General features: G+C 67.1%; 26 protein-coding genes. 13 read left to right on the top strand and 13 right to left on the bottom strand.

All coding sequences use genetic code 11. The features are described 5' to 3' along the window. Positions 1-7: 7 nt before the first annotated feature. From ACQKLX_RS14045 to ACQKLX_RS14015, 7 genes are all read right to left on the bottom strand, one after another. Positions 8-658 carry a TadE/TadG family type IV pilus assembly protein gene (locus ACQKLX_RS14045; RefSeq protein ID WP_427362188.1) on the bottom strand — a complete coding sequence of 217 codons (651 nt, stop codon included), beginning with the start codon at positions 656-658 and terminating at the stop codon, positions 8-10. Continuing rightward, positions 655-1206 (bottom strand): TadE family protein, encoded by a 552-nt coding sequence (locus ACQKLX_RS14040; protein WP_427362187.1) that lies wholly within the window; start codon positions 1204-1206, stop codon positions 655-657. Before ACQKLX_RS14040 ends, ACQKLX_RS14045 begins: the two co-directional genes overlap by 4 nt. A gap of 13 nt (positions 1207-1219) precedes the next feature. After that, positions 1220-2293 carry a TadE/TadG family type IV pilus assembly protein gene (locus ACQKLX_RS14035; RefSeq protein ID WP_427362186.1) on the bottom strand — a complete coding sequence of 358 codons (1074 nt, stop codon included), beginning with the start codon at positions 2291-2293 and terminating at the stop codon, positions 1220-1222. 229 nt (positions 2294-2522) lie between these two features. Then, the gene (locus ACQKLX_RS14030; protein WP_427362185.1) at positions 2523-2696 is read right to left on the bottom strand and encodes a Flp family type IVb pilin; all 174 of its coding nucleotides are present in this window, start codon (positions 2694-2696) and stop codon (positions 2523-2525) included. A 90-nt stretch (positions 2697-2786) separates the two neighbouring features. Beyond that, positions 2787-4172 carry a glutamate--cysteine ligase gene (locus tag ACQKLX_RS14025; protein WP_427362184.1) on the bottom strand — a complete coding sequence of 462 codons (1386 nt, stop codon included), beginning with the start codon at positions 4170-4172 and terminating at the stop codon, positions 2787-2789. A 217-nt stretch (positions 4173-4389) separates the two neighbouring features. Further along, the gene (locus tag ACQKLX_RS14020) at positions 4390-5565 is read right to left on the bottom strand and encodes a carboxylate-amine ligase (protein ID WP_427362183.1); all 1176 of its coding nucleotides are present in this window, start codon (positions 5563-5565) and stop codon (positions 4390-4392) included. 167 nt (positions 5566-5732) lie between these two features. After that, the gene (locus ACQKLX_RS14015; protein ID WP_427362182.1) at positions 5733-6473 is read right to left on the bottom strand and encodes a 16S rRNA (uracil(1498)-N(3))-methyltransferase; all 741 of its coding nucleotides are present in this window, start codon (positions 6471-6473) and stop codon (positions 5733-5735) included. Positions 6474-6787: 314 nt separating this feature from the next. On the opposite strand from ACQKLX_RS14015, the gene ACQKLX_RS14010 reads away from it, so the two are divergent. Together ACQKLX_RS14010 and ubiA are read left to right on the top strand one after the other, a co-directional pair. After that, positions 6788-7258 carry a hypothetical protein gene (locus ACQKLX_RS14010; protein WP_427362181.1) on the top strand — a complete coding sequence of 157 codons (471 nt, stop codon included), beginning with the start codon at positions 6788-6790 and terminating at the stop codon, positions 7256-7258. Positions 7259-7272: 14 nt separating this feature from the next. Beyond that, complete coding sequence (gene ubiA, locus ACQKLX_RS14005) at positions 7273-8223, top strand: 4-hydroxybenzoate octaprenyltransferase (RefSeq protein WP_427362180.1); 951 nt, start codon at positions 7273-7275, stop codon at positions 8221-8223. A 12-nt stretch (positions 8224-8235) separates the two neighbouring features. On the opposite strand, the gene ACQKLX_RS14000 is transcribed toward ubiA, so the two are convergent. Continuing rightward, the gene (locus ACQKLX_RS14000; protein WP_427362179.1) at positions 8236-8763 is read right to left on the bottom strand and encodes a DUF6101 family protein; all 528 of its coding nucleotides are present in this window, start codon (positions 8761-8763) and stop codon (positions 8236-8238) included. A gap of 249 nt (positions 8764-9012) precedes the next feature. On the opposite strand from ACQKLX_RS14000, the gene ACQKLX_RS13995 reads away from it, so the two are divergent. From ACQKLX_RS13995 to lpxK, 5 genes are all read left to right on the top strand, one after another. Next, complete coding sequence (locus tag ACQKLX_RS13995; RefSeq protein ID WP_427362178.1) at positions 9013-9840, top strand: 3'(2'),5'-bisphosphate nucleotidase CysQ; 828 nt, start codon at positions 9013-9015, stop codon at positions 9838-9840. 206 nt (positions 9841-10046) lie between these two features. After that, positions 10047-10289, top strand: a complete 243-nt coding sequence (locus tag ACQKLX_RS13990) for a DUF4170 domain-containing protein (protein ID WP_427362177.1) — start codon at positions 10047-10049, stop codon at positions 10287-10289. Between the two features lie 26 nt (positions 10290-10315). Continuing rightward, complete coding sequence (locus ACQKLX_RS13985; RefSeq protein ID WP_427362176.1) at positions 10316-11065, top strand: lysophospholipid acyltransferase family protein; 750 nt, start codon at positions 10316-10318, stop codon at positions 11063-11065. Further along, positions 11062-12363 carry a 3-deoxy-D-manno-octulosonic acid transferase gene (locus ACQKLX_RS13980; RefSeq protein ID WP_427362175.1) on the top strand — a complete coding sequence of 434 codons (1302 nt, stop codon included), beginning with the start codon at positions 11062-11064 and terminating at the stop codon, positions 12361-12363. Before ACQKLX_RS13985 ends, ACQKLX_RS13980 begins: the two co-directional genes overlap by 4 nt. Continuing rightward, positions 12363-13397: a tetraacyldisaccharide 4'-kinase gene (gene lpxK / locus ACQKLX_RS13975; RefSeq protein ID WP_427362174.1), complete on the top strand. Its 1035-nt coding sequence runs from the start codon at positions 12363-12365 to the stop codon at positions 13395-13397. Before ACQKLX_RS13980 ends, lpxK begins: the two co-directional genes overlap by 1 nt. On the opposite strand, the gene ACQKLX_RS13970 is transcribed toward lpxK, so the two are convergent. Next, entirely contained in the window at positions 13365-13586 is a 222-nt protein-coding gene (locus ACQKLX_RS13970; protein WP_427362173.1) for a DUF2093 domain-containing protein, read from the bottom strand. The two genes, lpxK and ACQKLX_RS13970, sit on opposite strands and share 33 nt — an antisense overlap. Positions 13587-13705: 119 nt before the next feature. Here ACQKLX_RS13970 and ACQKLX_RS13965 point away from each other — a divergent pair, with 119 nt between their 5' ends. Continuing rightward, a complete protein-coding gene (locus tag ACQKLX_RS13965; protein WP_427362172.1) occupies positions 13706-14551 on the top strand; it encodes a dienelactone hydrolase family protein in 846 nt (281 codons plus the stop codon). A 109-nt stretch (positions 14552-14660) separates the two neighbouring features. Beyond that, positions 14661-15635, top strand: coding sequence for a dienelactone hydrolase family protein (locus ACQKLX_RS13960; protein WP_427362171.1), 975 nt, complete (start codon positions 14661-14663; stop codon positions 15633-15635). A 14-nt stretch (positions 15636-15649) separates the two neighbouring features. Here the strand turns inward: ACQKLX_RS13960 and ACQKLX_RS13955 are convergent, their stop codons facing one another. Together ACQKLX_RS13955 and xseA are read right to left on the bottom strand one after the other, a co-directional pair. After that, a complete protein-coding gene (locus tag ACQKLX_RS13955) occupies positions 15650-16378 on the bottom strand; it encodes an SGNH/GDSL hydrolase family protein (RefSeq protein ID WP_427362170.1) in 729 nt (242 codons plus the stop codon). A gap of 156 nt (positions 16379-16534) precedes the next feature. Then, the gene (xseA, locus tag ACQKLX_RS13950) at positions 16535-18058 is read right to left on the bottom strand and encodes an exodeoxyribonuclease VII large subunit (RefSeq protein ID WP_427362169.1); all 1524 of its coding nucleotides are present in this window, start codon (positions 18056-18058) and stop codon (positions 16535-16537) included. 91 nt (positions 18059-18149) lie between these two features. On the opposite strand from xseA, the gene purD reads away from it, so the two are divergent. The 3 genes from purD to ACQKLX_RS13935 are packed head-to-tail and all read left to right on the top strand — an operon-like array spanning position 18150 to position 21307. Next, positions 18150-19430 carry a phosphoribosylamine--glycine ligase gene (gene purD, locus ACQKLX_RS13945; RefSeq protein WP_427362168.1) on the top strand — a complete coding sequence of 427 codons (1281 nt, stop codon included), beginning with the start codon at positions 18150-18152 and terminating at the stop codon, positions 19428-19430. Between the two features lie 59 nt (positions 19431-19489). Next, the gene (locus ACQKLX_RS13940) at positions 19490-20404 is read left to right on the top strand and encodes an alpha/beta fold hydrolase (RefSeq protein ID WP_427362167.1); all 915 of its coding nucleotides are present in this window, start codon (positions 19490-19492) and stop codon (positions 20402-20404) included. Between the two features lie 27 nt (positions 20405-20431). Next, entirely contained in the window at positions 20432-21307 is an 876-nt protein-coding gene (locus tag ACQKLX_RS13935; RefSeq protein WP_427362166.1) for a patatin-like phospholipase family protein, read from the top strand. On the opposite strand, the gene ACQKLX_RS13930 is transcribed toward ACQKLX_RS13935, so the two are convergent. Beyond that, positions 21267-22013 (bottom strand): ArsR/SmtB family transcription factor, encoded by a 747-nt coding sequence (locus ACQKLX_RS13930; RefSeq protein WP_427362165.1) that lies wholly within the window; start codon positions 22011-22013, stop codon positions 21267-21269. The genes ACQKLX_RS13935 and ACQKLX_RS13930 overlap by 41 nt on opposite strands. A 156-nt stretch (positions 22014-22169) precedes the next feature. Here ACQKLX_RS13930 and ACQKLX_RS13925 point away from each other — a divergent pair, with 156 nt between their 5' ends. Continuing rightward, positions 22170-22910, top strand: coding sequence for a sulfite exporter TauE/SafE family protein (locus tag ACQKLX_RS13925; protein ID WP_427362164.1), 741 nt, complete (start codon positions 22170-22172; stop codon positions 22908-22910). Positions 22911-22916: 6 nt separating this feature from the next. On the opposite strand, the gene ACQKLX_RS13920 is transcribed toward ACQKLX_RS13925, so the two are convergent. Beyond that, complete coding sequence (locus ACQKLX_RS13920; protein WP_427362163.1) at positions 22917-23201, bottom strand: peptidoglycan L,D-endopeptidase MepK; 285 nt, start codon at positions 23199-23201, stop codon at positions 22917-22919. Between the last annotated feature and the right edge of the window lie 332 nt (positions 23202-23533).

Genomic DNA, 23533 nt, shown 5'->3' with positions numbered 1-23533 from the left:
GAGTCGATCAAACCTTACGGTAGCTCAGCTGCATCGTGTATTCATAGAATTGCTGACTGACCAAGCCCCACTTTGCAGCAAAACTGGGGAAAATCGGGTCGTGAGTTGCCTTGACTGAAACAAGGACACCACTGTCACCTTCATTCGACAGCATCGCCTTGGCTTGAGCCTCCTCCGTTCCCTGAAAAACGTTCGTCAAACCCGGCCCCCAAACGATTTTGCCATTCACGAGAGAGAAGGTCCCCAAGCGCAACTCCGTCGTCGCGATCCCGGGGAGCAGGAGTGCCATACGACCGCTGATCTCCTGGATTGCGGTGCCGGCACAACCGCCTCCTCCGTCCTTGCAGTTGGCCAGGGCCAGCGCTGCCGAAGTGGTGAAGCGCTTGAGATCGCGCTGGAAAATGATCCGCAGCGAAAGATCGACGGCTCCGGCCATCATCACGAACATGATGACGACGATCAGGCCGAACTCGACAGCCGCAACGCCACGCTGATCCCGAACCAGACCACGCGACCCCATTTCGCGGCCGCTGATCGAAAAGCACCGCGACCAGACACCGCGCCAACCGCGCGACCGGCGTGCTTCCCGGCTTGGCAGATCGAAATCCGGCTCGTCGCCTGTACCGACTTCAGCGCCCCTGCAGCGATTGTCGCTCATGCCGGCCTCATGAATAGCGCTTGGCCCCGGACCCACAATTGCGGCAATCCGGGAACAATCGTGATGACCGGCGCACGCGCACGGATCAGCGTCATCTCTCCTGCGCCGCCGGCAGTAAAGACCGTCCCGGCAACCGCCTGGCCCGGCGCATAGTTTTTCAACGGCTGCATCTCGAGCAGAAGCTTGGTCGCGCAGCTGTCCATCAGCAGCAGTCGATCGCAAATTCGCTCCGAGACCACAGTTCGGTTGTTGGCGTAGGTCGCGGCCGTATTGCCGGTTGCAGCATCTGCGAGGGCATTTTCCAGATTCAGCTGCGACAGGAACAACAGCGCAAACTGGAGGATCGCCATCAGCACCGTCAGGAACAGCAGGCCGATGAGCCCGAACTCGACAGCGGTCGCGCCGGCATTGTCATTCCTGAATGCACGGGCTCTCCGACGCAGCATCCGCCGGAAGTGACCCGAGACTGACACCAAGCCATTCGTGCCGACAGCAGCAGGCCGATCGCCATGCCGAACCGCGCTTCGCCAGGGAGGGAGCAGCTTCATCTCGGACTCCCGGTCACGGGCACTTGCCGCTGCAGAAGCGGATATAGTCAAGCAGGCCGCCATAGGTATCTTCGCGACCAGCTGCCTGGAAGTAGATGCGATAGGTACCCTTCGTCGCGACCGTCAGCGAGATCTTGCGCTCGGTCCACTTGTCGGTATGCACGCAGACATCGACCAGGTCGGCATGGTCGTTCTTGTCGACTGTGACGGCATCATACCCGCTCGACTTCTTGCGCTGGATGAAGACCTCGATACGATTCGTCTGCTCTTGCCAGGTTGCCGCCTTGAGCTTGTCCCATACCGCCTTTGTATCTGTCTTGTAGGCGCACAGAGTCTGGCCCGCATAGGCGGAGTTGCGCTCTCGCGCGATATACCAGTAATTCAACTCGTAATTGCCCGGCGCGAGATCCTTGAACTCGCGCCACATATTAGAATTTGTCTTGCATCCTGACGTGTAGCAGTGCGAATCTAGCTCTGCGAAGAAATTTCCGAAGCGGATCGTATTGGCCGCGAGCTCTCGAATGCCGTTGATCTCGATGCCACCCTTACCGCTTTGCGTCGTCCAACCGTTCCAATTGTTCAATACGCTCCAGCTATTCGAAGCTACATTATGGTAACTCTCGAACGATTCTGTAAACAGAACCTTATTTTCTGGCACGAGAACGGCAAGTTTAGTGCAATCTCGAGTGACATTCAGCGAGACCTGGCTGTAGCCGACGATCCCCGCGAAGATATTCTGACTATAGCCAGCAGCAGTGATCGTGACGATCTCGCCTGCGATGGCCGCGCCTGTGGTTGTCTCGGTCAGATTATCGCTCGCGATCTTTTTGACCGCGAGATCTTTGACAACAGGGCTGTAATCCTTCTTCGGATCGGCGCCGGACTGCATCGACTGATACCGGATTTCCTGTACCGCCTGCTGGCAAGCGAGTTCTATCGCACTCGCCATGCGCTGATGCCGCGCTGCAGCGCGGCTAAGGTCGATGCCTCCGCCGACTGCCAGAGCAATCGCCGGCAGGGTCAAGCCGAAGGTCATGGCGGTCACTCCGCGCACATCCTTCAGGAAAGATCCGATCAGGCCGGACATTGGAGAGCCTCGCAAACGGTACAGGCGAGCGACGGGACGATTGCCCGAACGCTAGGCGCGACGCGATTGAGAAAACCTTTCAGGGACCTGTGAATGTCTCTGGTATCGCTGGGAAACTCGCCCGATCGCACGATCTTCGGGCGGTATGGTAAAATGCAGTTAAAACTGACTGGAGAGTCGAAACGCGGGCGCAGCGAACCGTGCTGCGGCGTGTGAGCACGAACTCGCGCTATTGGAGCCCCGGCAGGATGCCAGCGTACTTGGCCTCCACCAACGGACCGATCTGCCGGATCGTCGCGATCGCCGCGATAGAGACGAAGAACGCGATGAAGCCGTACTCGAGTGCGGTCGCGCCGCGGCGATCGCGCAGGAAGTCGAGGGCCAAGGCGGAGAAGCGTTCCATGCGCCCAGATTAGCGCCAAACTCCGGACGATTGGTTAATCCGAAGCGTGAAACGCGCCGTTACGGACGAATATCCGGCCTGAGCCGCCGATCAGCACGCGAGTTCCGGGAAAACCGGCTCGACCTTGCCGCCCCAGGCGCCCTGCTCACGCACGGCCAGGCGTTCGGCGAGCGTCCGCCCGCTCTGGGCGATCGCGACGATCGGCTCGAGATAGATCGTCTCGTCACGCCCCTGCTCATCCAGCTGAGCTCGCCGGGCGAGGCCGGCGCGCGACAATTCGATCACCTCGCGGGCGAGTTCGCGCAGCGGACGGCTCCCGATCCGGCTGTTGAGCCCCGCCTTCGGGACCGTGTCACGCAGTTCCTGCCGGTCCTCAGCGCTCCAGCCCTTGACCAGATCCCAGGCGGCCGCGAGCGCGGCATCGTCATAGAGCAAGCCCACCCAGAAGGCCGGCAGCGCGTTCAGCATCTCGACCGGGCCGGCATCGGCGCCACGCATCTCGATATAGCGCTTCAGCCGCGCCTCAGGGAACAGCGTTCCGAGGTGATTGACCCAGTCCGACATGGTCGCACGCTCGCCGGGAAGCCGCGCCAGTTTGCCGGCGAGCAGATCGCGGAAGGAAGCACCGGCGACGTCGTGATAGGTATCGCCGCGCTTGACGAAATAGAGCGGCACGTCGAGCGCCCAGTCGACATAGGCTTCATAGGACATGCCCTCATCGAAGGCGAAGGGCAGCATGCCGGAACGGGCGTTGTCGGTGTCGCGCCAGATCTCGGAGCGCATCGACTGGAAGCCGTTGAGCCGCCCTTCGCTGAACGGCGAGGCGGCGAAGAGCGCCGCCGCCAGCGGCTGCAGGGCGAGCGAGACCCGCAGCTTGCGCACCATGTCGGCCTCGCTGGCAAAGTCGAGGTTCACCTGGACGGTACAGGTACGGAACATCATGTCGAGGCCGCGCGTGCCGACCTTGGGCATGTAATTCTTCATGATCTGATAGCGCCGCTTCGGCATCATCGGCGTCTGGTCGCGGGTCCAGAGCGGCGAATGCCCGAGTCCGAGGAAACCGATGCCGTGCGGCTCGGCGACCGCCTTCAGATCGGCGAGGTGCTGGTCGAGCTCACGGGCGGTCTCGTGCACATTTGCAAGCGGTGCGCCGGAGAGTTCGAACTGCCCCCCCGGCTCCAGCGAGATCGCGCCGCCGCCATCGGGGCCGGCGAGACCGATGACATGGCCGGCATCGAGGATCGGCTCCCAGCCGAGACGCGCCTGCATGCCTTCGAGCAGTTGCCGGATGCCGCCGCTGCGACCAGCCGCAGCGCCCTCATAGGGAACCGGGCTGAGATCGTCGCGATAGAACGGGAACTTCTCGTGCTCGGTGCCGAGCCTGAATTCGGAAGCCGGCTTTTCACCCTGCGCGATCCAGCCGACGAGTTCGGCCTTCGAGCTGATCGGAGTCGAATCGGATACGTCGCGGGCCATGGGCGCTCCGGAATGCATGCACCGGCGCCCCGCCTGCCGATTTGGGCAGGCGGGGAATGCGCCGGATCGAACGGTGCGACACGACAAGCGGGTGCGGACGCCCGCCGCGCCATGCGCTGAGGAGCGCCAGCAATAGGCGAGCGACGTTCATCCGACAACGACTGCAAACGCGTGCCAGCACGCGCAGACCTTGCATCAATGCATGATCACGAAGCTGTCAGGCAGCGCCGCGCAGCAGATTTGCACCCTTCGGCACGAGCCCGTCATCATCCACTCGCGTCTGCGCAGCGATCCAGTCGGTGACGGCGACGAGCCCGGCGCTCTGGCCGCCGGCACCGGCGCGGGCCTCTTCGAAGATCGCAAGCTGCATGTCGGCGCTGGTGCCGCCGGCGACGATCGTGCGGCAATGGGCGAGATCGAGGCCGCAGCCGAGCGCAGCCGCATCCTCGTCGAGGAGATCCAGCACCTCGTCCAGCACCTGCCCGACCGGCTGCATGGCGCGGCGCTTCTCGCAGACGAAACCGCCATGCAGGCCGTAGCGCTGGGCGCGCCAGATGTTCTCGCCGGCCAGCGCGCGCGAGGCGGCCGTCAGGTCGGCGTTGAGCCCGGGCTTGCGAGCGAGATGGCGCACAAGGCAGCGATACAGCGCGGTGATGGCGAGCGTGTCGTCGAGCCGCGTGCAGCTGTCGGCGACGCGCAGTTCCAGCGTCGGGTGCTGATGCGAGGGCCGGATCGCCCACCAGATGAAGCTGGAATCGCGCATGGCCCCCGCAGCAACCATGGTGTCGACATAGGTGCGGTAGTCGGCGGCATCCTCGAAGAGCTCGGGCAAGCCGGTGCGCGGCAACTCGGCGTAGGCACAGAGCCGGTAACCCATCAGCCCGGTGCGCCGTCCCTGCCAGAAGGGCGAGGAGGTCGAGAGCGCCAGCAGCAACGGCAGGTAGGGCAGCATCCGGACCATGATCGAGACGCGCTGTTCTTCGTCGGGCACTTCGACATGGACGTGCAGGCCGCAGAGCTGGTTGCGGCTGCCGAGCATCTGCAGGTCGCGCATGATGCCGTCATAGCGCTTGGCCTCGGTGGCGCGCTGGCGGGCCCAGACAGCGCTCGGATGCGTGCCGCAGGCGAGCAGCAGCATGCCGTGCTCGCGCGCGATGGTGGCGAGCCCCGAGCGCAGCCGCCGCAGCGAATGGCGTGCCTGGGTCATGCTCTCGCAGACCGGCGTCGCCACCTCGATCTGCGATTGCAGCATCTCGCGCTGCAATTCCTCCGGAAAGGCGGCCTGCGCCGCTTCGATGAAACGCGGTGCGATCTTGCGCACGGCGCCGCGGCTTTCGGCATCGGACAGGAAGTACTCCTCCTCGACGCCGAAGCGGTAGGCGCTGCTCACCATGATGTCTCTCCCCCGTGGCGGGCCGCTCCGAAGCGAAGCAGCGGCGCCAGACTGCCAGTCAATGAGTCGGAACTGCGACCGGTAGCGCAGTTTCCACGCCTAAACGCAGAAGCCGCCATCGCGTTCCAACCGGCAAGGAAGAAGCCGGTGCGACTTAAGCCACGGAACTAATTGGCAGCCCAGTCGCCCAGCGTCGCCTGGACGACGGCGAGCGCCGCGACCGCCGCGGTGTCGGCCCGCAGGATGCGTGGACCGAGCGACAGGCGAAGCGTCCGCCCGCGCTGGAGAATCAGGCTACGTTCCGATTCGTCGAAGCCGCCCTCGGGGCCGATCAGCACGGCGAGCGGTCCACGCGGTACTTCCTGCAGGGCAGCAATGGGACTTCCGGCGTCCTGCGCCTCGTCGCAGAAGATCAGCAGCCGCTCCGGCTCGAGCGCGGCAAGCGCCGCAGCGAGCGGCTGCTCCGCTCGGATCTGCGGCAGAGCGAGGATGCCGCATTGCTCCGCTGCCTCGACGGCATTGGCGGCGAGCCGATCGAGATTGAGCCGCGAGACCTGGGTGAAGCGCGTCAGCACCGGCTGGAGCACGCCCGCTCCCATCTCGACCGCCTTCTGCGCCATATAGTCGAGCCGGGCATGCTTCAAAGGCGCGAAGAGATAGAGAAGGTCGGGCGCCGGCGGCTGCGGACGGGTCTGCTCCAGCGCCTCGAGGCTCGCCTGCTTGCGCCCTTCGGCCCTGAGCGCGCAGAGCCATTCGCCGTCGCGGCCGTTGAAGGCGAGGATCGTGTCGCCGCTGCGCAGCCGGAGCACGTTGAGCAGGTAGTTGGCCTGGTCACGCGCGAGTTCCAGCACAGCGCCCGCTGCAAGCGGCGCCTCGTTGAACAGCCGGTGCTTGGTGAAATCCCGCATGCGAACCTGGAGGCTGTTATTGACCATGGATAGGGTTTGGGCGTCGCACCGTTTGCCGATACCAGCGGTATCGCCTGCGCAATGCTCCTGGCTTTCGGACGGTTTGACCTCACCCAAATCCTATCCATGGTCAATAACAGCCTCTAATCCGATAGCCGTCAGAATGGCGCGAAAGTCGCCACAATCCCACGCTATCGGCAAGTCGATCCTGGCAAAATACAAGCCGGCGCTTGTTGGCGCATGGCTCTGGCTGTTATGGAAAGGCCCGCGACGCCGGGACGGGCGTGGGTGACGGGACAAGAGCGGAGCGGATGATGCGGCGATACGCGACCCTGAAGCTGGCTATTGCGCTGGCTGGCCTGGGCTTGGCCACGCCGGCATTGGCGCAGGTGCCTTCGGGCTGCGAGAACCTGCAGAAGCTCATGCAGGAGCGCCAGTCGATCGTCGGGCAGCTCAACGCGAACGCCAAGGCCAAGCGCAAGATGACGCCGCAGGCGGCCTGCAGCGTCCTGGGTCGGCTGGTCGGCAACGGCAATTCGCTGATCAAGTTCGCTACCGCCAATCAGGACTGGTGCCAGATTCCGGCGACCTTCGTCGACGGCATGAAAGCCGACAACGAAAAGGCCAGCACCATCCGCGGCCAGGCATGCAATGCGGTGAAGCAGCAGGCGGCGATGCAGCGCCGCGCCCAGCAGCAGGCACAGCAGCAGCAGGGCGCCAACCCGTTCGGCGGCGCCGATTCCGTCACCGGCGGCCCGATGCGCGTGCCGCAGGGCGCGCTCTGAAACACGGCGCCGCGATGGCGTCGTCTCCCAACGCCGCCGACACGCCGCTTCCCGACGCGCTCAAGGGCCATTGGGTCGATACGCGTGCGCCCAAGCGCCTGCGGCCCTATCTCAAGCTCGCCCGGATCGAACGCCCGATCGGCTGGCAGCTCCTGCTGCTGCCGTGCTGGTGGGCGGCCGGCCTGGCGGCGATCACCGCCGGGCAAGCTTTCCCCAATCTCTGGCACTGCCTGCTCTTCCTGATCGGCGCGATCGTGATGCGCGGCGCCGGCTCGACCTTCAACGACATCGTCGACCGCAAGCTCGACGCGCAGGTGGCGCGCACGCGCGGCCGCCCCCTGCCCTCCGGCCAGGTGAGCCCGAAGGAGGCGGCGGCCTTCATGGTCGGCCTGTCTCTGGTCGGCCTTGTCGTGCTGCTGCAGTTCAACCGCTTCACGGTGATCGCCGGCATCGCCTCGCTGGCGATCGTCGCGATCTATCCGTTCATGAAGCGGATCACCAACATGCCGCAATTCGTGCTCGGCCTCGCCTTCTCCTGGGGCGGGCTCGTCGGCTGGAGCGCGGTGTTCGGGCGCTTCGATGCGCCGGCCTATCTGATCTATGCCGCCGCGGTGTTCTGGACGATCGGCTACGACACGATCTACGCGATGCAGGACATCGAGGACGATGTGATCGCCGGGATCAAGTCGAGCGCGCGCTATTTCGGCGCCTTCACCCAGCAGGCCGTGGGGCTGTGCTATGGCGCGACCATCGCACTGGCCGCCGCCGCCGCCTGGCTCGCAGGCGCCGGCCTGGTCGCCTTCATCGGGCTCGCGCTGTTCGCGCTGCATCTGGGCTGGCAGGTCTACAGCATAGCCGGAGCCGACGGGCCCACGGCGTTGAAGCTGTTCCGCTCCAACTGGCATGCCGGACTGCTGCTCGCCGCCGGCTTCGCACTCGAAGCGCTAGTGAGTTTCGCGTTCTAGGACAGGATCTCGCTAGGACAGGACCTCACCCCGGATCACCACCGGGCGCTCCGGCAAACGGCCGGTCTTGCGCCGCGTCAGGAAGCGCGGCCGGCGGCCGGCGAGCAGGGCATGCCGGCGGCGGATGCGGATGGCGCCGAGCGCGACCCGGCCGACCTGCGGATAGGGTTCGGTGATCGCGCCATCGCCGGTTTCCAGCAGGAGCGGCAGGCCGCTGGTGCGCCCGGCATCGCGCCAGATTGCGATGGCATCATCCTGATCGAGTACGGCGACGACGACAGAGCGGCCGTCACCGGCAGTCAGGGCCAACTGAAAGCGATCATCGTCGGTGATCGCCCCGCCAGCAAGGCGCAAGGCGATACCGCGCCAGCCGGCACCGCCGCGCAGGATGCGCACCGGCCCGACGCGTTCGATGCGGGGGCTGACGGACTGCTGCGGCGCATGTGCCGGCTGCGAGGGCTGTCCGCTCTGGTTATGTGCGCTGCCGGGGAAAACGGGCACATAGCCAGCCTCCCCGGCAGCCGGCGTGACGCTGGCCATCGGTTTTAACGCCTCTCTTCTAATCCCTGCTGCCCGGAACCCTCTGTCGATGCGGGGCTCTCGTGCTTTGCAGGGAGGAGATTGGCTGGAAGGATTGTCCGAGCGCTTAAGAGCTTGGGTTAAACAAAGGTGATGAAGCGGTTTTCTGCCTCGCTCCGGTTGCTTTCCCGGTTGATGCTTGACGGAATCTTTCCGGTGATGGTGGCTTTTTCCTTGTCCGGCCGCCTCGCAAAGCCGTAACGAAGCCCGATGACATCGACGCCATTGCCAATCGTCCGGGATCTGCTGCCCGCCATCGAAGCCGCTTGCCGCGAGGCCGGGCAGATCGCGCTCGACCTGTTCCGCCCTGGCGCCAAGACCGCGGCGAAGACCTGGTCCAAGGCTGGCGGCTCGCCGGTGACGGAAGCCGATATCGGCGTCGACACCTTCCTCAATGTGCGCCTGTCGGCCCTATTGCCGGACGCAGCCTGGCTTTCGGAGGAAACAGCCGACGACACGATCCGCCTGTCGCGGCGCTTCGTCTGGGTGGTCGATCCGATCGACGGCACCCGTGCCTTCATGGCCGGCTCGCCCGATTGGGCGGTCTGTGTCGCGCTGCTCGACGAAGGACGCCCTGTTCTCGGCGTCGTGCATGCGCCCGCGGGAGCTACGACCTATACGGCGATCAGCGGCGGCGGGGCGACGAGCAATGGCAAGCCGATCCAGACGACCGGGCTCACCTCGCTCACCGGCGCGCGCGTGGCCGGCCCCAAGCCCATGCTCGACGCGCTGGCGCGCCACGAGAACTTCATCGCCGCCGACAAGATTCCGTCGCTGGCGCTGCGGCTCACCCGGATTGCCGACGGCACGATCGATGCCGGGCTGGTCTCGCCCGATGCGCGCGACTGGGACCTCGCCGCCGCCGACCTCGTGCTCGCGGAAGCCGGAGGACAGGTGGTGACTGCCGAAGGCGAGCCTCTCAGCTACAATCGCGAGGTTCCGGTCCACGGGATGCTGATGGCGTCCGGGAATAGCCTCGCCGCCCCGCTCGCAGAGGCGCTGCGCCGGTTGCGCGAAACCCAGCCGCAGCGGAGCTGAAGCGCGGCGCCACGCTACTGCCGGTGCGTCAGGGCGAAAACTGCCGGAAATAACCGCAATTTGTTGGCGATCGGCCCTCGCGCGCGAGCGGCGGATGGCTTATCTGATCGCACGGCGAAAAAGCAGGCAGGGCGAACCGGAGCGGATCCGGCAGCGCCTCGGCCTGCTTTCGACAGAGATTTCAGGACACCGGTCGGAGACGGACGATGAGCACGAGCCAGGACACCAAGCAGCTGCTGCACCTCGTGATCGGCGGCGAGCTGAGCTCGCTCGACGGTGTCGAGTTCAAGGATCTCTCCAAGCTCGATATCGTCGGCGTCTATCCCAACTACGCCGCGGCCCATGCCGCCTGGAAGGCGAAGGCGCAGCAGACCGTCGACCAGGCCCAGACCCGCTATTTCGTCGTCCATCTGCATCGCCTGCTCGATCCCTCGACGGTGCAGGGCTGATCGCAGCGACACTCCAGTCCGGTTCGATGGGATTTTCGCTGCTCAAGACGAAATTCGCGCAGGAGGCGCTCGGGCGCAGCCTCGCCTATTACCTGCGCCTGGTCAGGCGCACGAACCGCTTCGTCGTCGAGCCGGCCGACGTCTATGAGCGCGTGCGCGGCGAGCTGCCGCTGATCATCGCGATGTGGCACGGTCAGCACATCATGATCCCGTTCGCCCGGCCGGAATGGATGCCGTCCTGCTCGCTGGTCTCGCGCCATGGCGATGGCGGCTTCAACGCCGTGGCGCTGCGCGAGCTCGGCATCGGCGCGATCCGCGGCTCGGGCGCCTCCGGCAAGAAGGTCCGCGAGAAGGGCGGCGCACCGGCCTTCCTCGCCATGGTCCGCCGGCTTGCGGCCGGCGACACCATGGTGCTGACCGCCGACATCCCCAAGCGTGCCCGGGTTTGCGGGCCCGGCATCGTCCAGCTGGCGCGCGCCTCGGGCCGGCCGATCCACCCGATCGCGGTGGTGACCAGCCGGCGGATCGACTTCAACAGCTGGGACCGCGCCTCGATCGGCCTGCCCTTCGGCCGCGGCGCCATCGTCGTCGGCGATCCCGTGCGGGTCGCGCGCGATGCGGACGAGGCGACCTGCGAGGCGGCACGGCTCGCCGTCCAGGCCGGGCTCGATGCCGTGCATGAGCGCGCCTATGCGTTGATCGGCGCGCGCGATCCCGGCGCCGGCCTGCGCGAGGCCCAGGCGGCCAAGATCGCAGCGAAGGCCAGCGCCGCATGATCGGCCGCAGCTTCCTCATCCGGACCTATCGTGTGCTCACGGCCCTGTTCGAGCCGGCGGCCGCCGGGCTGCTGCTCTGGCGGCGGCGGCGCGGCAAGGAGGATCCGGCCCGGCTCTCCGAACGACGCGGCCATGCGAGCGTCGAACGGCCGGCGAAGACCCTGGTCTGGCTGCACGGCGCCAGCGTCGGCGAGACGGTGACGCTGCTGCCCCTGATCGAGCGCCTGCAGCGGCGCGGGCTCGCCGTGCTGGTGACCTCGGGCACCGTGACTTCGGCACGCCTGCTGGCCCAACGCCTGCCGGCCGGGGCGATCCATCAGTTCCTGCCGCTCGACGTGCCCCGCTATATGCGCCGCTTCCTCGACCATTGGCAGCCCGATCTCGGCCTGATCTGCGAATCCGAGATCTGGCCGAACCTGATGATCGAGGCCGGCAAGCGCGACATCCCGCTCGTCCTGGTCAATGCGCGCATGTCCGAGCGCTCCTTCCAGCGCTGGTACAAGTTCCCGAAGACCTCGCGCTATCTGCTCTCCGGCTTCGACCGCTGCCTGGCGCAATCGCAGGAGGACGGGCAACGCCTCGCCCAGCTCGGCGCGCCGCGGGTCAGCATCGCCGGTAACCTGAAATTCGACGTCCCCGCGCTCCCGGCCGACCCGAATACACTCGCTTTGCTCGATGGCCTCGTCGCCGGCCGGCCAGTCTGGGTCGCCGCCTCGACCCATCCGGGCGAGGAGGAGGATGTGCTCGCCGCCCATCTCGGCGTCAGGACGCATCTGCCCAAGCTGCTCACCATCGTCGTGCCGCGCCACCCCGATCGCGGCGGCGAGGTCGAGGCGCTGGCCCAGGCCAATGGCGTCGCCAGCGCCCGCCGCTCGCTCGGGCACCTGCCGGAGCGCGACATCGACTTCTATATCGCCGACACGCTCGGCGATCTCGGCCTGTTCTACCGTTTGGCGCCGGTCGCCTTTATCGGCGGCTCGCTCGCACCGATCGGCGGCCACAACCCGATCGAGCCGGCCAAGCTCGGTTGCGCCCTGCTGCATGGCCCGCTGGTGCACAAATCCGCCGATCTCTTCGCCGCCTTCGATGCTGGCGGCGGCGCCATCCAGGTCGCCGACCGGCAGGAGCTCGCCCAGGGCGTGCATCGCTGGCTGAGCGACCCGGCGGCAGCACGTCAGGCCGCAAGGGCCGCGGCCCGCACCAGCACCGAACTCAGCGGCGCGCTCGACCGCACGGTGCAGGCGATCGAACCGCTGCTGCTGCGCGCCGCCATCGGCCAGCGCGAGGCGATGGGCTGATGCGGGCCCCGGGCTTCTGGTGGCGCTCGTCGCCATCCGCCCTTGCCCGGCTGCTGCAACCGCTCGGCGCGCTCTACGGCGCGATCACGCTGAAGCGGATGCGCCGACCGGGAGAGCAAAGCGGCATCCCGGTGATTTGCGTCGGCAATTTCGTCGCCGGCGGCGCCGGCAAGACGCCGACCTCGCTGGCGCTCGCGTCCAGGCTCGTCGCAATGGATGAAACGCCCTTCGCCCTGACGCGCGGCTATGGCGGCAGGCTGCCCGGCCCGCTCCGGATCGACCCGAGCCGACACAGTGCAGTCGATGTCGGCGACGAGCCATTGCTGCTTGCTGCGCGCCTGCCGACGATCGTTGCGCGCGAGCGACCAGCCGGCGCGACGCTGGCGCGCGAGGCCGGCGCCAGCGTCGTCCTGATGGATGACGGACTGCAGAACCCCTCGCTGCACAAGCATCTGCGCCTCGCCGTCGTCGACGGCGCTGTCGGCGTCGGCAACGGCCTGTGCCTGCCTGCGGGGCCTCTGCGCGCGCCGCTCCCCGGCCAGCTCGGGCATGTCGACGCCCTCGTCATCATCGGCGCGGGAGCGGCAGGCGACCATGTCGCCGCTCAGGCGCTCAGTACAGGCAAGCGCGTGCTGCGGGCAACGCTCATGCCCCCGGTCGACATCCAGGCCGAGCTCGCCGGGCTATCGGTGCTCGCAGTTTCCGGGATCGGCCGGCCGGAGAAATTCGCGGCGACATTGCGCACCGCCGGGGCGCGGCTTGCCGGCGAGCGCGCCTTCGGCGACCACCACGCCTATACGGCCGCCGACGTCGCGGCGCTGATCGCCGAGGCGAAGGCGAAAGCCTGCCACATCGCCGTCACCGAGAAGGACATGGTCAAGCTCGCGCCGCTCTGGCCGGCGGCCGAGCGCTCGCTGCTGCTCAGCGTGCCGGTCACGCTCGCCTTCGACGATGAGGAGGCGCTCGATGCGCTGCTACGCGGCTGCCTCACGAAGGCTCGTTCAGCTGCGGCCGGCGCGGCGCACGCGCAATAGCACGGCCTCTGGCGAGGCGTAGGCCTCCTGCCAGTCCACCGACCAGTAGCGCAGGTCTTCGAGCCGGATCGGGGCGCCGGTGACGGCACAGCGGACGAAAGCACCAGGGCGCACGACCCGGAACTCGCCATGACCGTAATCGACCAGCGCTTCGGTTCCGGAGGGAGGCAGACGTTCGTTGATGTTCATCACTGGGCCGGACGATCGAGCGGCGGAAAGCTAGCGTACAGGTTGCAGTAGGGCGCAACCATCTCTGAATCAACGCATTGTTCCAACATGGTCTTTCTGTGATAGCGTCAGTTGCGATGATGTCCAGCCTGACCCGCGCCATGAGCCTGGCGATTGGTCTTGTATCCCTGCTCGCAGTACCCGCGATCGCAGGCGGCTATGAACGCGTCCGTATTCCGCATGATGATTATCAGCTCGATGCGGTGATGTTCCGCCCGACGGGCCCCGGCCCCTTCCCGGCCGTCGTCGCGCTGCATGGCTGTGGCGGGCTGTGGCGCGAGCCGGACAAGCTCTCGACACGGCATAGCGACTGGGGCGAGCGTCTCGCCGCCACCGGGCTCATCGTGCTGATGCCCGACAGCTACGGTTCGCGCGGGCTCGGCTCGCAATGCGGCGTCAAGGACGTCACCATCCGCGCCAGCCGCGAGCGTGTCGGCGACGCGATGGCGGCCCGGCGCTGGCTGCAGGACCGCCCCGATGTCCGCCGCGACGCGATCGCGTTGCTCGGCTGGTCCGGTGGCGGCTCCACCATCCTCGCCGCGATCCGCAAGGATCGCCGGCCGGCCGACCGCCAGCCCGACTTCGCCCGCGCCGTCGCCTTTTATCCGGGCTGCCGCACCCAATCGGAATCGGGCAGCTTCGAAGCCCGCCTGCCGACCTTGATCCTGATGGGCGACGCCGACGACTGGACCCCGCCCGCCCCGTGCGACTTCCTTGCCAAGGCTGCCCGTGCCCGCGGCGAGCCGGTCGAACTCGTGCTCTATCCCGGCGCGGTGCATGATTTCGATCATCCGCGCCTCGACCGGCGCGAGAAGGAAGGCGTCGCCTATTCCGCTTCCGGGACGGGCAAGGTCACCATCGGTACCGACCCCGCCGCGCGCGAGGACGCAATCAAGCGGGTCAAGGCGTTCCTGATGGGCAAGTAAGGCCCGCCTCCCTCCGTATGGACATCGCCCCAGACGCTTCCTAGGCTTGTCGGTGGCGCTCAGCGGATACGCTGCCGTCCGAAAGAACATGCCAAAAGGGGGAAGCTTGATGATCCGCATGATCTGCGTAGCGGCGGCCATGTGCGCTCTTGCCGCCACAGCCAGCGCACAATCCACCAAGGACATGCCACCGCGCGTCGAACTCCATGCCTTCCAGTCACTCACCATCAGCGACAGCCAGTTCCTGGCGGGCGACGACAAAGGCAAGGACGTCACCCTGACTGGCGCCCTCAGCATCGCCCAGGGCTCGGGCCGACTTCCGGTCGCGGTGCTGATGCACGGCTCGGGCGGCATAGGCGGCAATATCGAGCACTGGAAGCGCCAGCTTCATGCGATCGGCGTCTCGACCTTCGTCATCGACGGTCTGACCGGCCGCGGATTGATGCGCGTCGGCGACAATCAGGCGGCACTGGGACGCCTCAACTTCATTCTCGACATCTATCGTTCGCTCGACATCCTGGCGAAGCACCCACGCGTCGACCCCAGCAAGATCGTGATGATGGGCTTCTCGCGTGGAGGGCAGGCGGCCCTCTATTCGAGCGTCAGCCGCTTCCAAAAGCTCTGGAACAAGAGCGGCGCCGACTTCGCGGCCTATGTGGTCTTCTACCCGGACTGCGCGACGACTTATCGCGACGACGCCAATGTCGCCAAACGCCCGATCCGTATCTTCCACGGCACGCCCGACGACTACAATCCGGTTTCGTCCTGCAAAGCCTTCGTCGAACGCCTGAAGGCTCAGGGTGCAGATGTCCAGCTGACTGAATATCCGAACGCGCCGCATGGATTCGACAATCCGCTCGGGGCGAATCCGCCGGTCGCCGCGCGAACCGATCAGACCGTCCGCGAATGCCGTATCCGGGAGGACGACAGCGCCGTGCTGATCAACGAGGCTACGAAAACCCAGTTCACTTATGGCGACGCGTGCGTGCGCACGGGCCCCACGGTCGGAGCCGATCCGGAGGCGACACAGGCGGTGACCACCACGGTCGTCGACTTCGTGACGTCCACAATCGGTTCAAGGTAACGCGCTGCGGACGCTCAACGCACCGAGGCGGCAAGCGTCACCGCGGGCTTGTCGCCCAGCAGCGAGCGGGCGATATCCTGCGCCAGGCAACCATAGCCGGCATCGCTCATATGGAAGCGGTCGCCGGCGAGCGCGGCCATGAAGCCGTCCGCATCGCGCTGATACCAGCCCAGCATCGCCTGATAGCGCGACAGCACCGGGACGGCCTGGGCCTTCGCGACTTCGGCGATGGCTTCGACATAGGTGCGATAGCGCGCCGTCTCCTTGATGCCGGGATAGAATTGCGGATCGAGGATCACGAGCCGGGTGCGGGACTGCTTGGCAGCGGCGATGCCATCGGCGATGAGGTTGCGGAAGGTGCCGAGGTCGCCGCCGGTCACGGCGTCATTGGTGCCGACCTGCCAGATCACCAGATCGTAGCGGCCTTCCGCCAGCGCACCTTTGAGACGCGACAGCGTCTGCGGCGCGGTCTCGCCGCCAATGCCGGCATTGACCATCTCGATGGAGCGGCCTGCAAGGCCTTCGCGCAGTAGAGTCCCGAGCCGGGCCGGATAGGTCTTGTCCTTGCCGCTGGCGCCGACGCCTTCAGTCGAGGACGAGCCAATGGCGAGGATGCGCAAGGGAGTGCTGCCATTGCTCCAGGCCGAAGCGAGATCGGCGGCATCGCGCGTCAGCGTCGACGGCTTGCAGATGAACTCGGAGGCGCTCGCCTGCTGCGACTGCAGGCCCACGAACGCAAGCATGGCAAAGGCGCAAGCAAGGCCTGTCCGGAAACCGGCGAGCATCAAGGATGAATCCCCCAACCGCTATCAGCCAGCGATTATCCAGAGCTAGCTGAACGCTATCTGAACGGGGGCTGGCTCATCCAAATTGGTGGTGAATGACCGGTTTTCGGAATGTCAGAACAGATCGCCCTGTCCACCGCCCGCAGCCGGCTTGCGCCCGGACGAGCGCGGGGCCGGCGGCGAAGAGGCGCCGCCGGGTACGACGGCGCCGAAGCTGCCATCGGCAAGCGTGACCTGCAGCGCGAGTCCAGGCCGTGCCGCCGCAGCGCTGCGCAGCAGATTGCCGTCCTCGTCCCGCACCAGCGCGTAGCCGCGCGCGAGCACCGCCTGCGGCCCGAGCGACGCGGCAAGCGTCCAGACGCTGTCGAGGCGGTCGCGGCGACGCTGGATCTGGCGCGTGAAGGCTGCGACCGCACGTGCGGCGACGGCATCGAGCCGGTCGTTGGCGCGGGCGATCCGGTCGCGCTCGGCCCGCAGCAGCGCGCCGCGTGCCGCTGCGAGGCGCTTGCCGAGTCCGTCGAGCCGGGCGGCATGGGTCGCGAGCCGCGCCGCCGGCGATTGCGCATGCAGGCGCCGGTCGAGCTGGAGGAGGCGCTGCTCATAAGCGCGGGCGTTGCGGGCCAGGGCCGGGCCTAGTTTGGCTGCCGCGAGATCGAGCCGCTGGCGCGGCGCGGCCAGCAGGGTCTCGGGCGTCGGCAAGGCGCGGGCGAGCGCGCGCAGATCGCTGCGGCGGCGCTCGGACAGGCGCAGGGTCGCGCCGGACAGGCGACGCGACAGGTCGGTGACTTGTCCGAGCAGCTCGGCCCGCACCGGCACGACCTTTTCGGCCGCGCCGGTCGGCGTCGGCGCTCGCAGGTCAGCGGCATGGTCAATCAGCGTGACGTCGGTCTCGTGGCCGACCGCCGAGACCAGCGGGATCCGCGAGGCGGCAGCGGCGCGCACCACCGCCTCCTCGTTGAAGCCCATCAGGTCTTCGAGCGAGCCACCGCCGCGCGCGACGATGATCACGTCAGGACGCGGAATCCGGCCGCCCTCGGGCAGCGCGTTGAAGCCTGCGATCGCATTGGCGACCTCGGCCGCGCTGCTCTCGCCCTGGACGCGCACCGGCCAGACCAGGACGCGACGCGGGAAACGCTCCTCCAGCCGGTGCAGGATGTCGCGGATGACGGCGCCGGTCGGCGAGGTGACGACGCCGACGACACCAGGCAGGAAGGGAATGAGCTGCTTGCGGCCGGGATCGAACAGGCCCTCGGCGGCGAGTTTCTTCCGGCGCTCCTCCAGCAGAGCCATCAGCGCGCCGATGCCGGCCGGCTCCAGCGAATCGATGATGATCTGGTAGCTCGACTTGCCGGCGAAGGTGGTGATCTTGCCGGTGGCGATCACCTCCAGCCCCTCCTGGGGCTTGGTCTTCAGCCGGCCGAAGACGCCCTTCCAGATCACCGCGTCGATCTTGGCGTTGGCGTCCTTCAGCGAGAAATAGACATGGCCGGAGCCGACCGGGCCGCGGTAGCCGGAGATTTCGCCGCGCACGCGCACGAAACCGAAAGCATCCTCCAGCGTGCGCTTGAGCGCGCCGGAGAGATCGGAGACCGACCATTCGGGGGCATTGCCGGCGGCTTGAGGCGATTCGTTGTCCATGGCGCGAACTTAGCGGCAGGAGGACGCAAGCAGAAGCGTTGCTCCGTCAGCCCGCGGCAGCTATTGCGCCCTGAGCAAGCGGAGAGATGCGATGAACATTCTTCTGATCGGGTCCGGCGGGCGCGAGCATGCCCTGGCTTGGGCAATCTCGGCCTCGCCGCTCTGCGACAAGCTTTTCATCGCCCCCGGCAACCCCGGCACCGCCCAATGCGGCGACAATGTCGTGCTGGATATCGCCGACCACGGCGCCGTCGCCGACTTCTGCAAGCTGATGGGCGTCGGCCTCGTCATTGTCGGGCCGGAAGGTCCGCTGGTCGACGGCATCATCGACGATCTCGAAGCCGCAGGGATCAAGAGCTTCGGCCCATCCAAGGCCGCGGCGCAGCTCGAAGGCTCGAAGGCCTTCACCAAGGAACTCTGCGCCGAGTTCGATATCCCGACCGCGGCCTTCGCCCGCTTCACCGACGAAGCCGCAGCCAGGGCCTATGTCGCGAAAACGGGAGCGCCACTTGTGATCAAGGCCGACGGGCTCGCGGCCGGCAAGGGCGTGGTCATGGCAGAGACGGTCGAGCAGGCGAATGATGCCCTGGCGATGATGTTCTCGGGCGGGCTCGGTGCGGCCGGCGCCGAGGTCGTGATCGAGGAATGGATGATCGGCGAGGAAGCCAGCTTCTTCGCGCTCTGCGACGGCAGCCATGCGCTGCCCCTCGCCTCGGCCCAGGACCATAAGCGCGTCGGCGATGGCGACACCGGCCCGAACACCGGCGGCATGGGCGCCTATTCACCGGCTCCCGTCATGACCAAGGCCATGGAAGAACGGGTCATGGCCGAGATCGTCCGGCCGACGCTGGCGGGCATGAGCCAGCGCGGCACGCCGTTCAAGGGCGTGCTCTTCGCCGGGCTGATGATCACCGCCGATGGCCCCAAGCTGATCGAATACAACACCCGCTTCGGCGATCCCGAATGCGAGGTGCTGATGCCGCGGCTGAAGAGCGACCTCGTCCCGGCCCTGCTCGCAGCGCGCGACGGCGTGCTCAACGCGGTCGACCTGCGCTGGTCCGACGATGTCGCGCTGACGGTGGTGATGGCGGCGAAGGGCTATCCCGGCACGCCGGAGAAGGGCAGCGTCATCAAGGGCATCGACAAGGCAGCGGCCGAGAAGGATGTGCTGGTCTTCCATGCCGGTACGCAGGCGAAGGATGGCGAGATCGTCGCCAATGGCGGGCGCGTGCTCAATGTGGTGGCGCTCGGCAAGAGCGTCAGCGAGGCGCAGGCCAAGGCCTATGCGGCCGTCGACCTGATCGACTGGCCGGGCGGCTTCTGCCGCCGCGACATCGGCTGGCAGGCGGTGAAGCGCGAGCGCGAAGGCTGACAGGACCTGGCAGCCTGCCTAGATAATGTGGCGCGACGCGAGCAGCGGAGAGCCACATCATGAGCAATATCGACAGCCTCTTCCCCGGTTTCGAAGCGCGCTGGATCGACGGGCCGGTCGGCAAGATCTTCGCCCGCGTCGGCGGCGACGGACCGCCGGTAGTATTGATCCACGGCTTCCCCCAGACTCACGCCGAATGGCACGAGATGGCGGGGGAGCTCGCCAAGACGCACACCGTCGTCTGCCCGGATCTGCGCGGCTATGGCTGGTCGGCGGCGCCGCATGGCGACGGCGGCAAGGCGCTTTACAGCAAGCGCGGCATGGGCGAGGACATCGTCGCCGCGATGAGCGCGCTCGGCTTCAATCGCTTCGCCGTGATCGGCCATGACCGCGGCGCCCGCGTCGCCTATCGCCTGGTGCTCGACCATCCCGGCCGGGTCGAGCGGCTCGTCCTGCTCGACATCCTGCCGACCGTCTCGATGTGGGAGGGCATGAACGCGGCGCGCGCCATGCAGGTCTATCACTGGACCTTCCTGGCCCAGCCCGAACCCGTGCCGGAAAAGCTGATCCAGGCCGATCCCGCCGGCTGGCTCGACCACACGATCGCGAGCTGGACGCGGGCGAAGAAGATCGAGGCCTTCCACCCGCTGGCGCTGGCCGCCTACGCGGAGTCCTTCAACGACCCCGCGCGCATCCACGCCGCCTGCGAGGATTATCGCGCCGGCGCCACCACCGATATCGAGCACGACAAGGCCGATCTCGGCGCGGGCAAAAAGATCCTCTGCCCGGTGCTGGTGCTCTGGGGCGAGGCCGGCATCCCGGCCAAGGGCGCAAGCCCGCTCGCAATCTGGCGCGAAACCTTCGCGCCGCAGGCGGAGGGACAGGCGATCGTCAGCGGCCATTTCCTGCCGGAGGAGAATCCGCAGGACACGCTCACGGCGGTGAAACCTTTCCTCGCGAGGGAGGTTGCCTGAGCCGCTCCCGCACCGCAACATCAGGCTATGACAAGCGTCTCCAGCCCCCTCGCCCGCTTGCCGCAACCGTCCGGACCCGAGCTCGTCCTCGTGCTCGGCTCGGGAGGGGCGCGCGGGCTCAGCCATATCCCGGTGCTGGAGGCGCTCGACGAACTCGGCCTCAAGCCGGCGCTGATCGCCGGCTCGTCGATGGGTGCGATCATCGGCGCCGCCTATGCCGCCGGTCTTTCCGGCCGCGATCTGCGTGCCCATGTCGAGGCGAGCTTCCGTGACCGCGCCCGGGTGATCGCCAGGCTGCTCGAGGCGCGCATCGGCAAGATCGCCGATCTCTGGCGCGGCGGCCTCGGCAACCCCGTGCTGATCGATGGCGAGCGCCTGCTCGACCTGTTCTGGCCGCAGGCGGTGCCTGATCGCTTCGAGGAGCTTGGCATCCCGTTCCTCTCGGTCGCGACCGACTACCACCTGCATGACGAGGTCGTCCTCGGCAGCGGCCCGTTGACGCCGGCCGTCGCCGCCTCGCTGGCGATCCCCGGCCTGGTCAAGCCGGTGACGATCGGTGGGCGCGTGCTGATCGATGGCGGCGCGATCAATCCCCTGCCCTATGATCGCCTGCTCGGGCCCGGCCGCCTCGTGCTTGCGGTCGACACCAGCGCCCCGGCGACCGTCAGCGACAGCCGTGTGCCCGAACCATTGGAAGCGATGGTCGGCGTCTCGCAGATCCTAACGCGAGCGCTGGTCCAGCGCATGATCGAGCGCCAGCCGCCGGACATCCTGATCCGCGCAGGCGGCGAGGGCTTCGGCGGGCTCGATTTCTTCCGCTGGCAGGCTATCCTCGAGGCCGCGGGGCCGGCGAAGGAGGAGGTCAAGCGGAGGCTGTCAGAGGCGCTCGAACGGGCGGCGTGACGGTCTCCGGCTCGTCGCAACGGAAGCCCGGCAGGCCGGCCTCCAGCGCCGCTCGCCCCCCATCCGTCAAGACGACGGCGCGGCTATCCTTGATCCGCGTCACCCAGCCGGCCTCGAAACAGCGGCAGGCCAAGGCCGCTGCGAGCGAACCGGCGAGATGCGGCCGGCGCTCGCTCCAGTCGAGGCAGGGACGCAGCGCTGCCCGCTTGCCCTTACTTGCCGTGGCGGGGTCGATACCCAGGCCGGCGAAGAGCGCGACACCGGAACGGGTCAACCCATAGCCGCCATCGGCCACGCTGAGATGCCCGCCGGCGACGAGCGCATCATGGATCGCGATGCCGAGACGGCCGGCGAAATGGTCGTAGCAGGTGCGGGCGCGGGCGAGGTCGGCGCCGACGCGTGAAGGCAGGCGCCTCCCATTCGCCTGACCGCCGGAGAGCACCATCAGCCCTTCGAGCGCGGCGGCGACCTCCGGCCCGGCCAGACGGTAATAGCGATGGCGGCCCTGCATGGCGACGCCGAGCAAACCGCCCTGCATCAGCTTGGCGAGATGGCCGCTCGCCGTCTGCGGTGCGACGCCGGCAAGGAAGGCGAGCTCCTTCGCCGTCAGCGCGCGGCCATCCATCAGCGCATGCAGCATGTTGGCGCGGGCGGGATCTCCCATCAGATGGGCGATCTCGGCGAGATAGGGTCCGTACATGGCCATGGCCCGACGCCTCCATTGTGCCTGCCATGATGACGCCCGTGCCCGCCGAGGCAAGCAAGGACGCTACGGCCGAGACCGTAGTATCCGCCCGCGACAGGACCGGGCAGGACTGCGACAAGCGATCCAACGCAATCGATCGACAGGGCCGGCAGGATCATGGACCAGACGACGCTCCTCACCTTCATCGCCGCGACCTTCGTGCTCGCCGGCTTCGTCAAGGGCGTGATCGGGCTCGGCCTACCGACGATCGCGGTCGGCGTGCTCGGCGTGGTGATGGCGCCGGCGCAGGCCGCGGCGCTATTGGTCATCCCCAACCTCGTCACCAATAGCTGGCAACTGACGGGCCCGAAGCTCAAGGCGATCGCGATCCGCCTCTGGCCGATGCTGGCCGGGACCTGCGTCGGCACCTGGGCTGGCGCAGGCCTGCTGGAAAAGGCCAAGGACGGCTCGGCGACACTCTGGCTCGGCATCGCGCTGGTGCTCTATGCGCTGGTCGGACTGAAGGCCGCCAAGCTGCGCGTGCCTGCGAGCGCCGAGATCTGGCTCGGCCCGCTGGTCGGCGTGGTAACCGGCGCCGCCACTGCTGCGACCGGTGTCTTCGTGCTGCCGGCGGTGCCCTATCTGCAGGCGCTCGGCTTCGACAAGGACGAGCTGGTGCAGGCACTCGGCCTCTCCTTCATCGTCTCGACCATCGCCCTGTCCTTCGGGCTGGTCGGCGCCGGCGCGCTCGATCTCAAGGTCGCCGGCGCTTCGCTGCTGGCGCTGTTGCCGGCGCTGGCCGGGATGTGGTTCGGCCAGGCGATCCGCCAGCGTATCTCGGCAGCGACCTTCAAGCTCTGCTTCTTCGCCGGGCTGCTGGGGCTGGGCGGCTACCTCGTCGCCCGGGCCTTGCTCTGAGCGACCTCAGCGCCCGCGCGCGGCATAGGCGAGGCGGCGGCTGCGCTTCTTGCCGTACCAGGCGATTTCGCGATCGCCGACATCGACATGGACGAGGCCGTTCGAGTAGGTGCCGACGCCGCCGACACTCTCGATCGCCTTTGCGGCAGCCGCAGCATTCCGGGACGAGGTGGCGAGCGGGCGGAAATCGATGGCGTTGCCGCGATAGTGCTGGGAGTTGCGGGCGTGGCGGCCGCCGCAGGTCGAGGTGATCTGGATCGGGCCGATCTTCGCGGTAAGTTCCTTGATCATACCGAGGGTTTCCGGCTTCAGGCAGTTCAGCCCCTTCACCTGCGGCTGGAACGAGATTTTCGCGAGATGGGTATCGGCGGCGAAGGAGGGGGACGCAGACCAACAGGCCGCGGACAGCGCAGCCAACGCAACTTTACGCATAATGGAGATTTACCGACTTTGGGGAATGGGAGGCTCAAGCCACCATTCCTTGGTCTGGCTGAGCAGTGCAGCGGCGATCTACGGGCGCTACAAGGCAAAAACAAGGCAGATCATGACAGGCATTCGAAAACTGATCAGCTCGGCATTTTCCTTACATCGCCAGGACTAATCCTATCGAACTAGCCAATCGG

It is taken from the genome of Allobosea sp. NPDC003192, from assembly GCF_050275675.1.
Classification (GTDB): Bacteria; Pseudomonadota; Alphaproteobacteria; order Rhizobiales; family Beijerinckiaceae; genus Allobosea.
This window is presented reverse-complemented; position numbering and strand designations above follow the sequence as displayed.

Excerpts from the sequence above, each read along its gene's own strand:
- ACQKLX_RS14045 (WP_427362188.1), bottom strand. The coding sequence starts at position 658 with ATGAGCGACAATCGCTGCAGGGGCGCTGAAGTCGGTACAGGCGACGAG.
- ACQKLX_RS14040 (WP_427362187.1), bottom strand. The coding sequence starts at position 1,206 with ATGAAGCTGCTCCCTCCCTGGCGAAGCGCGGTTCGGCATGGCGATCGG.
- ACQKLX_RS14035 (WP_427362186.1), bottom strand. The coding sequence starts at position 2,293 with ATGTCCGGCCTGATCGGATCTTTCCTGAAGGATGTGCGCGGAGTGACC.
- ACQKLX_RS14030 (WP_427362185.1), bottom strand. The coding sequence starts at position 2,696 with ATGGAACGCTTCTCCGCCTTGGCCCTCGACTTCCTGCGCGATCGCCGC.
- ACQKLX_RS14025 (WP_427362184.1), bottom strand. The coding sequence starts at position 4,172 with ATGGCCCGCGACGTATCCGATTCGACTCCGATCAGCTCGAAGGCCGAA.
- ACQKLX_RS14020 (WP_427362183.1), bottom strand. The coding sequence starts at position 5,565 with ATGGTGAGCAGCGCCTACCGCTTCGGCGTCGAGGAGGAGTACTTCCTG.
- ACQKLX_RS14015 (WP_427362182.1), bottom strand. The coding sequence starts at position 6,473 with ATGCGGGATTTCACCAAGCACCGGCTGTTCAACGAGGCGCCGCTTGCA.
- ACQKLX_RS14010 (WP_427362181.1), top strand. The coding sequence starts at position 6,788 with ATGCGGCGATACGCGACCCTGAAGCTGGCTATTGCGCTGGCTGGCCTG.
- ubiA (WP_427362180.1), top strand. The coding sequence starts at position 7,273 with ATGGCGTCGTCTCCCAACGCCGCCGACACGCCGCTTCCCGACGCGCTC.
- ACQKLX_RS14000 (WP_427362179.1), bottom strand. The coding sequence starts at position 8,763 with ATGGCCAGCGTCACGCCGGCTGCCGGGGAGGCTGGCTATGTGCCCGTT.
- ACQKLX_RS13995 (WP_427362178.1), top strand. The coding sequence starts at position 9,013 with ATGACATCGACGCCATTGCCAATCGTCCGGGATCTGCTGCCCGCCATC.
- ACQKLX_RS13990 (WP_427362177.1), top strand. The coding sequence starts at position 10,047 with ATGAGCACGAGCCAGGACACCAAGCAGCTGCTGCACCTCGTGATCGGC.
- ACQKLX_RS13985 (WP_427362176.1), top strand. The coding sequence starts at position 10,316 with ATGGGATTTTCGCTGCTCAAGACGAAATTCGCGCAGGAGGCGCTCGGG.
- ACQKLX_RS13980 (WP_427362175.1), top strand. The coding sequence starts at position 11,062 with ATGATCGGCCGCAGCTTCCTCATCCGGACCTATCGTGTGCTCACGGCC.
- lpxK (WP_427362174.1), top strand. The coding sequence starts at position 12,363 with ATGCGGGCCCCGGGCTTCTGGTGGCGCTCGTCGCCATCCGCCCTTGCC.
- ACQKLX_RS13970 (WP_427362173.1), bottom strand. The coding sequence starts at position 13,586 with ATGAACATCAACGAACGTCTGCCTCCCTCCGGAACCGAAGCGCTGGTC.
- ACQKLX_RS13965 (WP_427362172.1), top strand. The coding sequence starts at position 13,706 with ATGTCCAGCCTGACCCGCGCCATGAGCCTGGCGATTGGTCTTGTATCC.
- ACQKLX_RS13960 (WP_427362171.1), top strand. The coding sequence starts at position 14,661 with ATGATCCGCATGATCTGCGTAGCGGCGGCCATGTGCGCTCTTGCCGCC.
- ACQKLX_RS13955 (WP_427362170.1), bottom strand. The coding sequence starts at position 16,378 with ATGCTTGCGTTCGTGGGCCTGCAGTCGCAGCAGGCGAGCGCCTCCGAG.
- xseA (WP_427362169.1), bottom strand. The coding sequence starts at position 18,058 with ATGGACAACGAATCGCCTCAAGCCGCCGGCAATGCCCCCGAATGGTCG.
- purD (WP_427362168.1), top strand. The coding sequence starts at position 18,150 with ATGAACATTCTTCTGATCGGGTCCGGCGGGCGCGAGCATGCCCTGGCT.
- ACQKLX_RS13940 (WP_427362167.1), top strand. The coding sequence starts at position 19,490 with ATGAGCAATATCGACAGCCTCTTCCCCGGTTTCGAAGCGCGCTGGATC.
- ACQKLX_RS13935 (WP_427362166.1), top strand. The coding sequence starts at position 20,432 with ATGACAAGCGTCTCCAGCCCCCTCGCCCGCTTGCCGCAACCGTCCGGA.
- ACQKLX_RS13930 (WP_427362165.1), bottom strand. The coding sequence starts at position 22,013 with ATGGCCATGTACGGACCCTATCTCGCCGAGATCGCCCATCTGATGGGA.
- ACQKLX_RS13925 (WP_427362164.1), top strand. The coding sequence starts at position 22,170 with ATGGACCAGACGACGCTCCTCACCTTCATCGCCGCGACCTTCGTGCTC.
- ACQKLX_RS13920 (WP_427362163.1), bottom strand. The coding sequence starts at position 23,201 with ATGATCAAGGAACTTACCGCGAAGATCGGCCCGATCCAGATCACCTCG.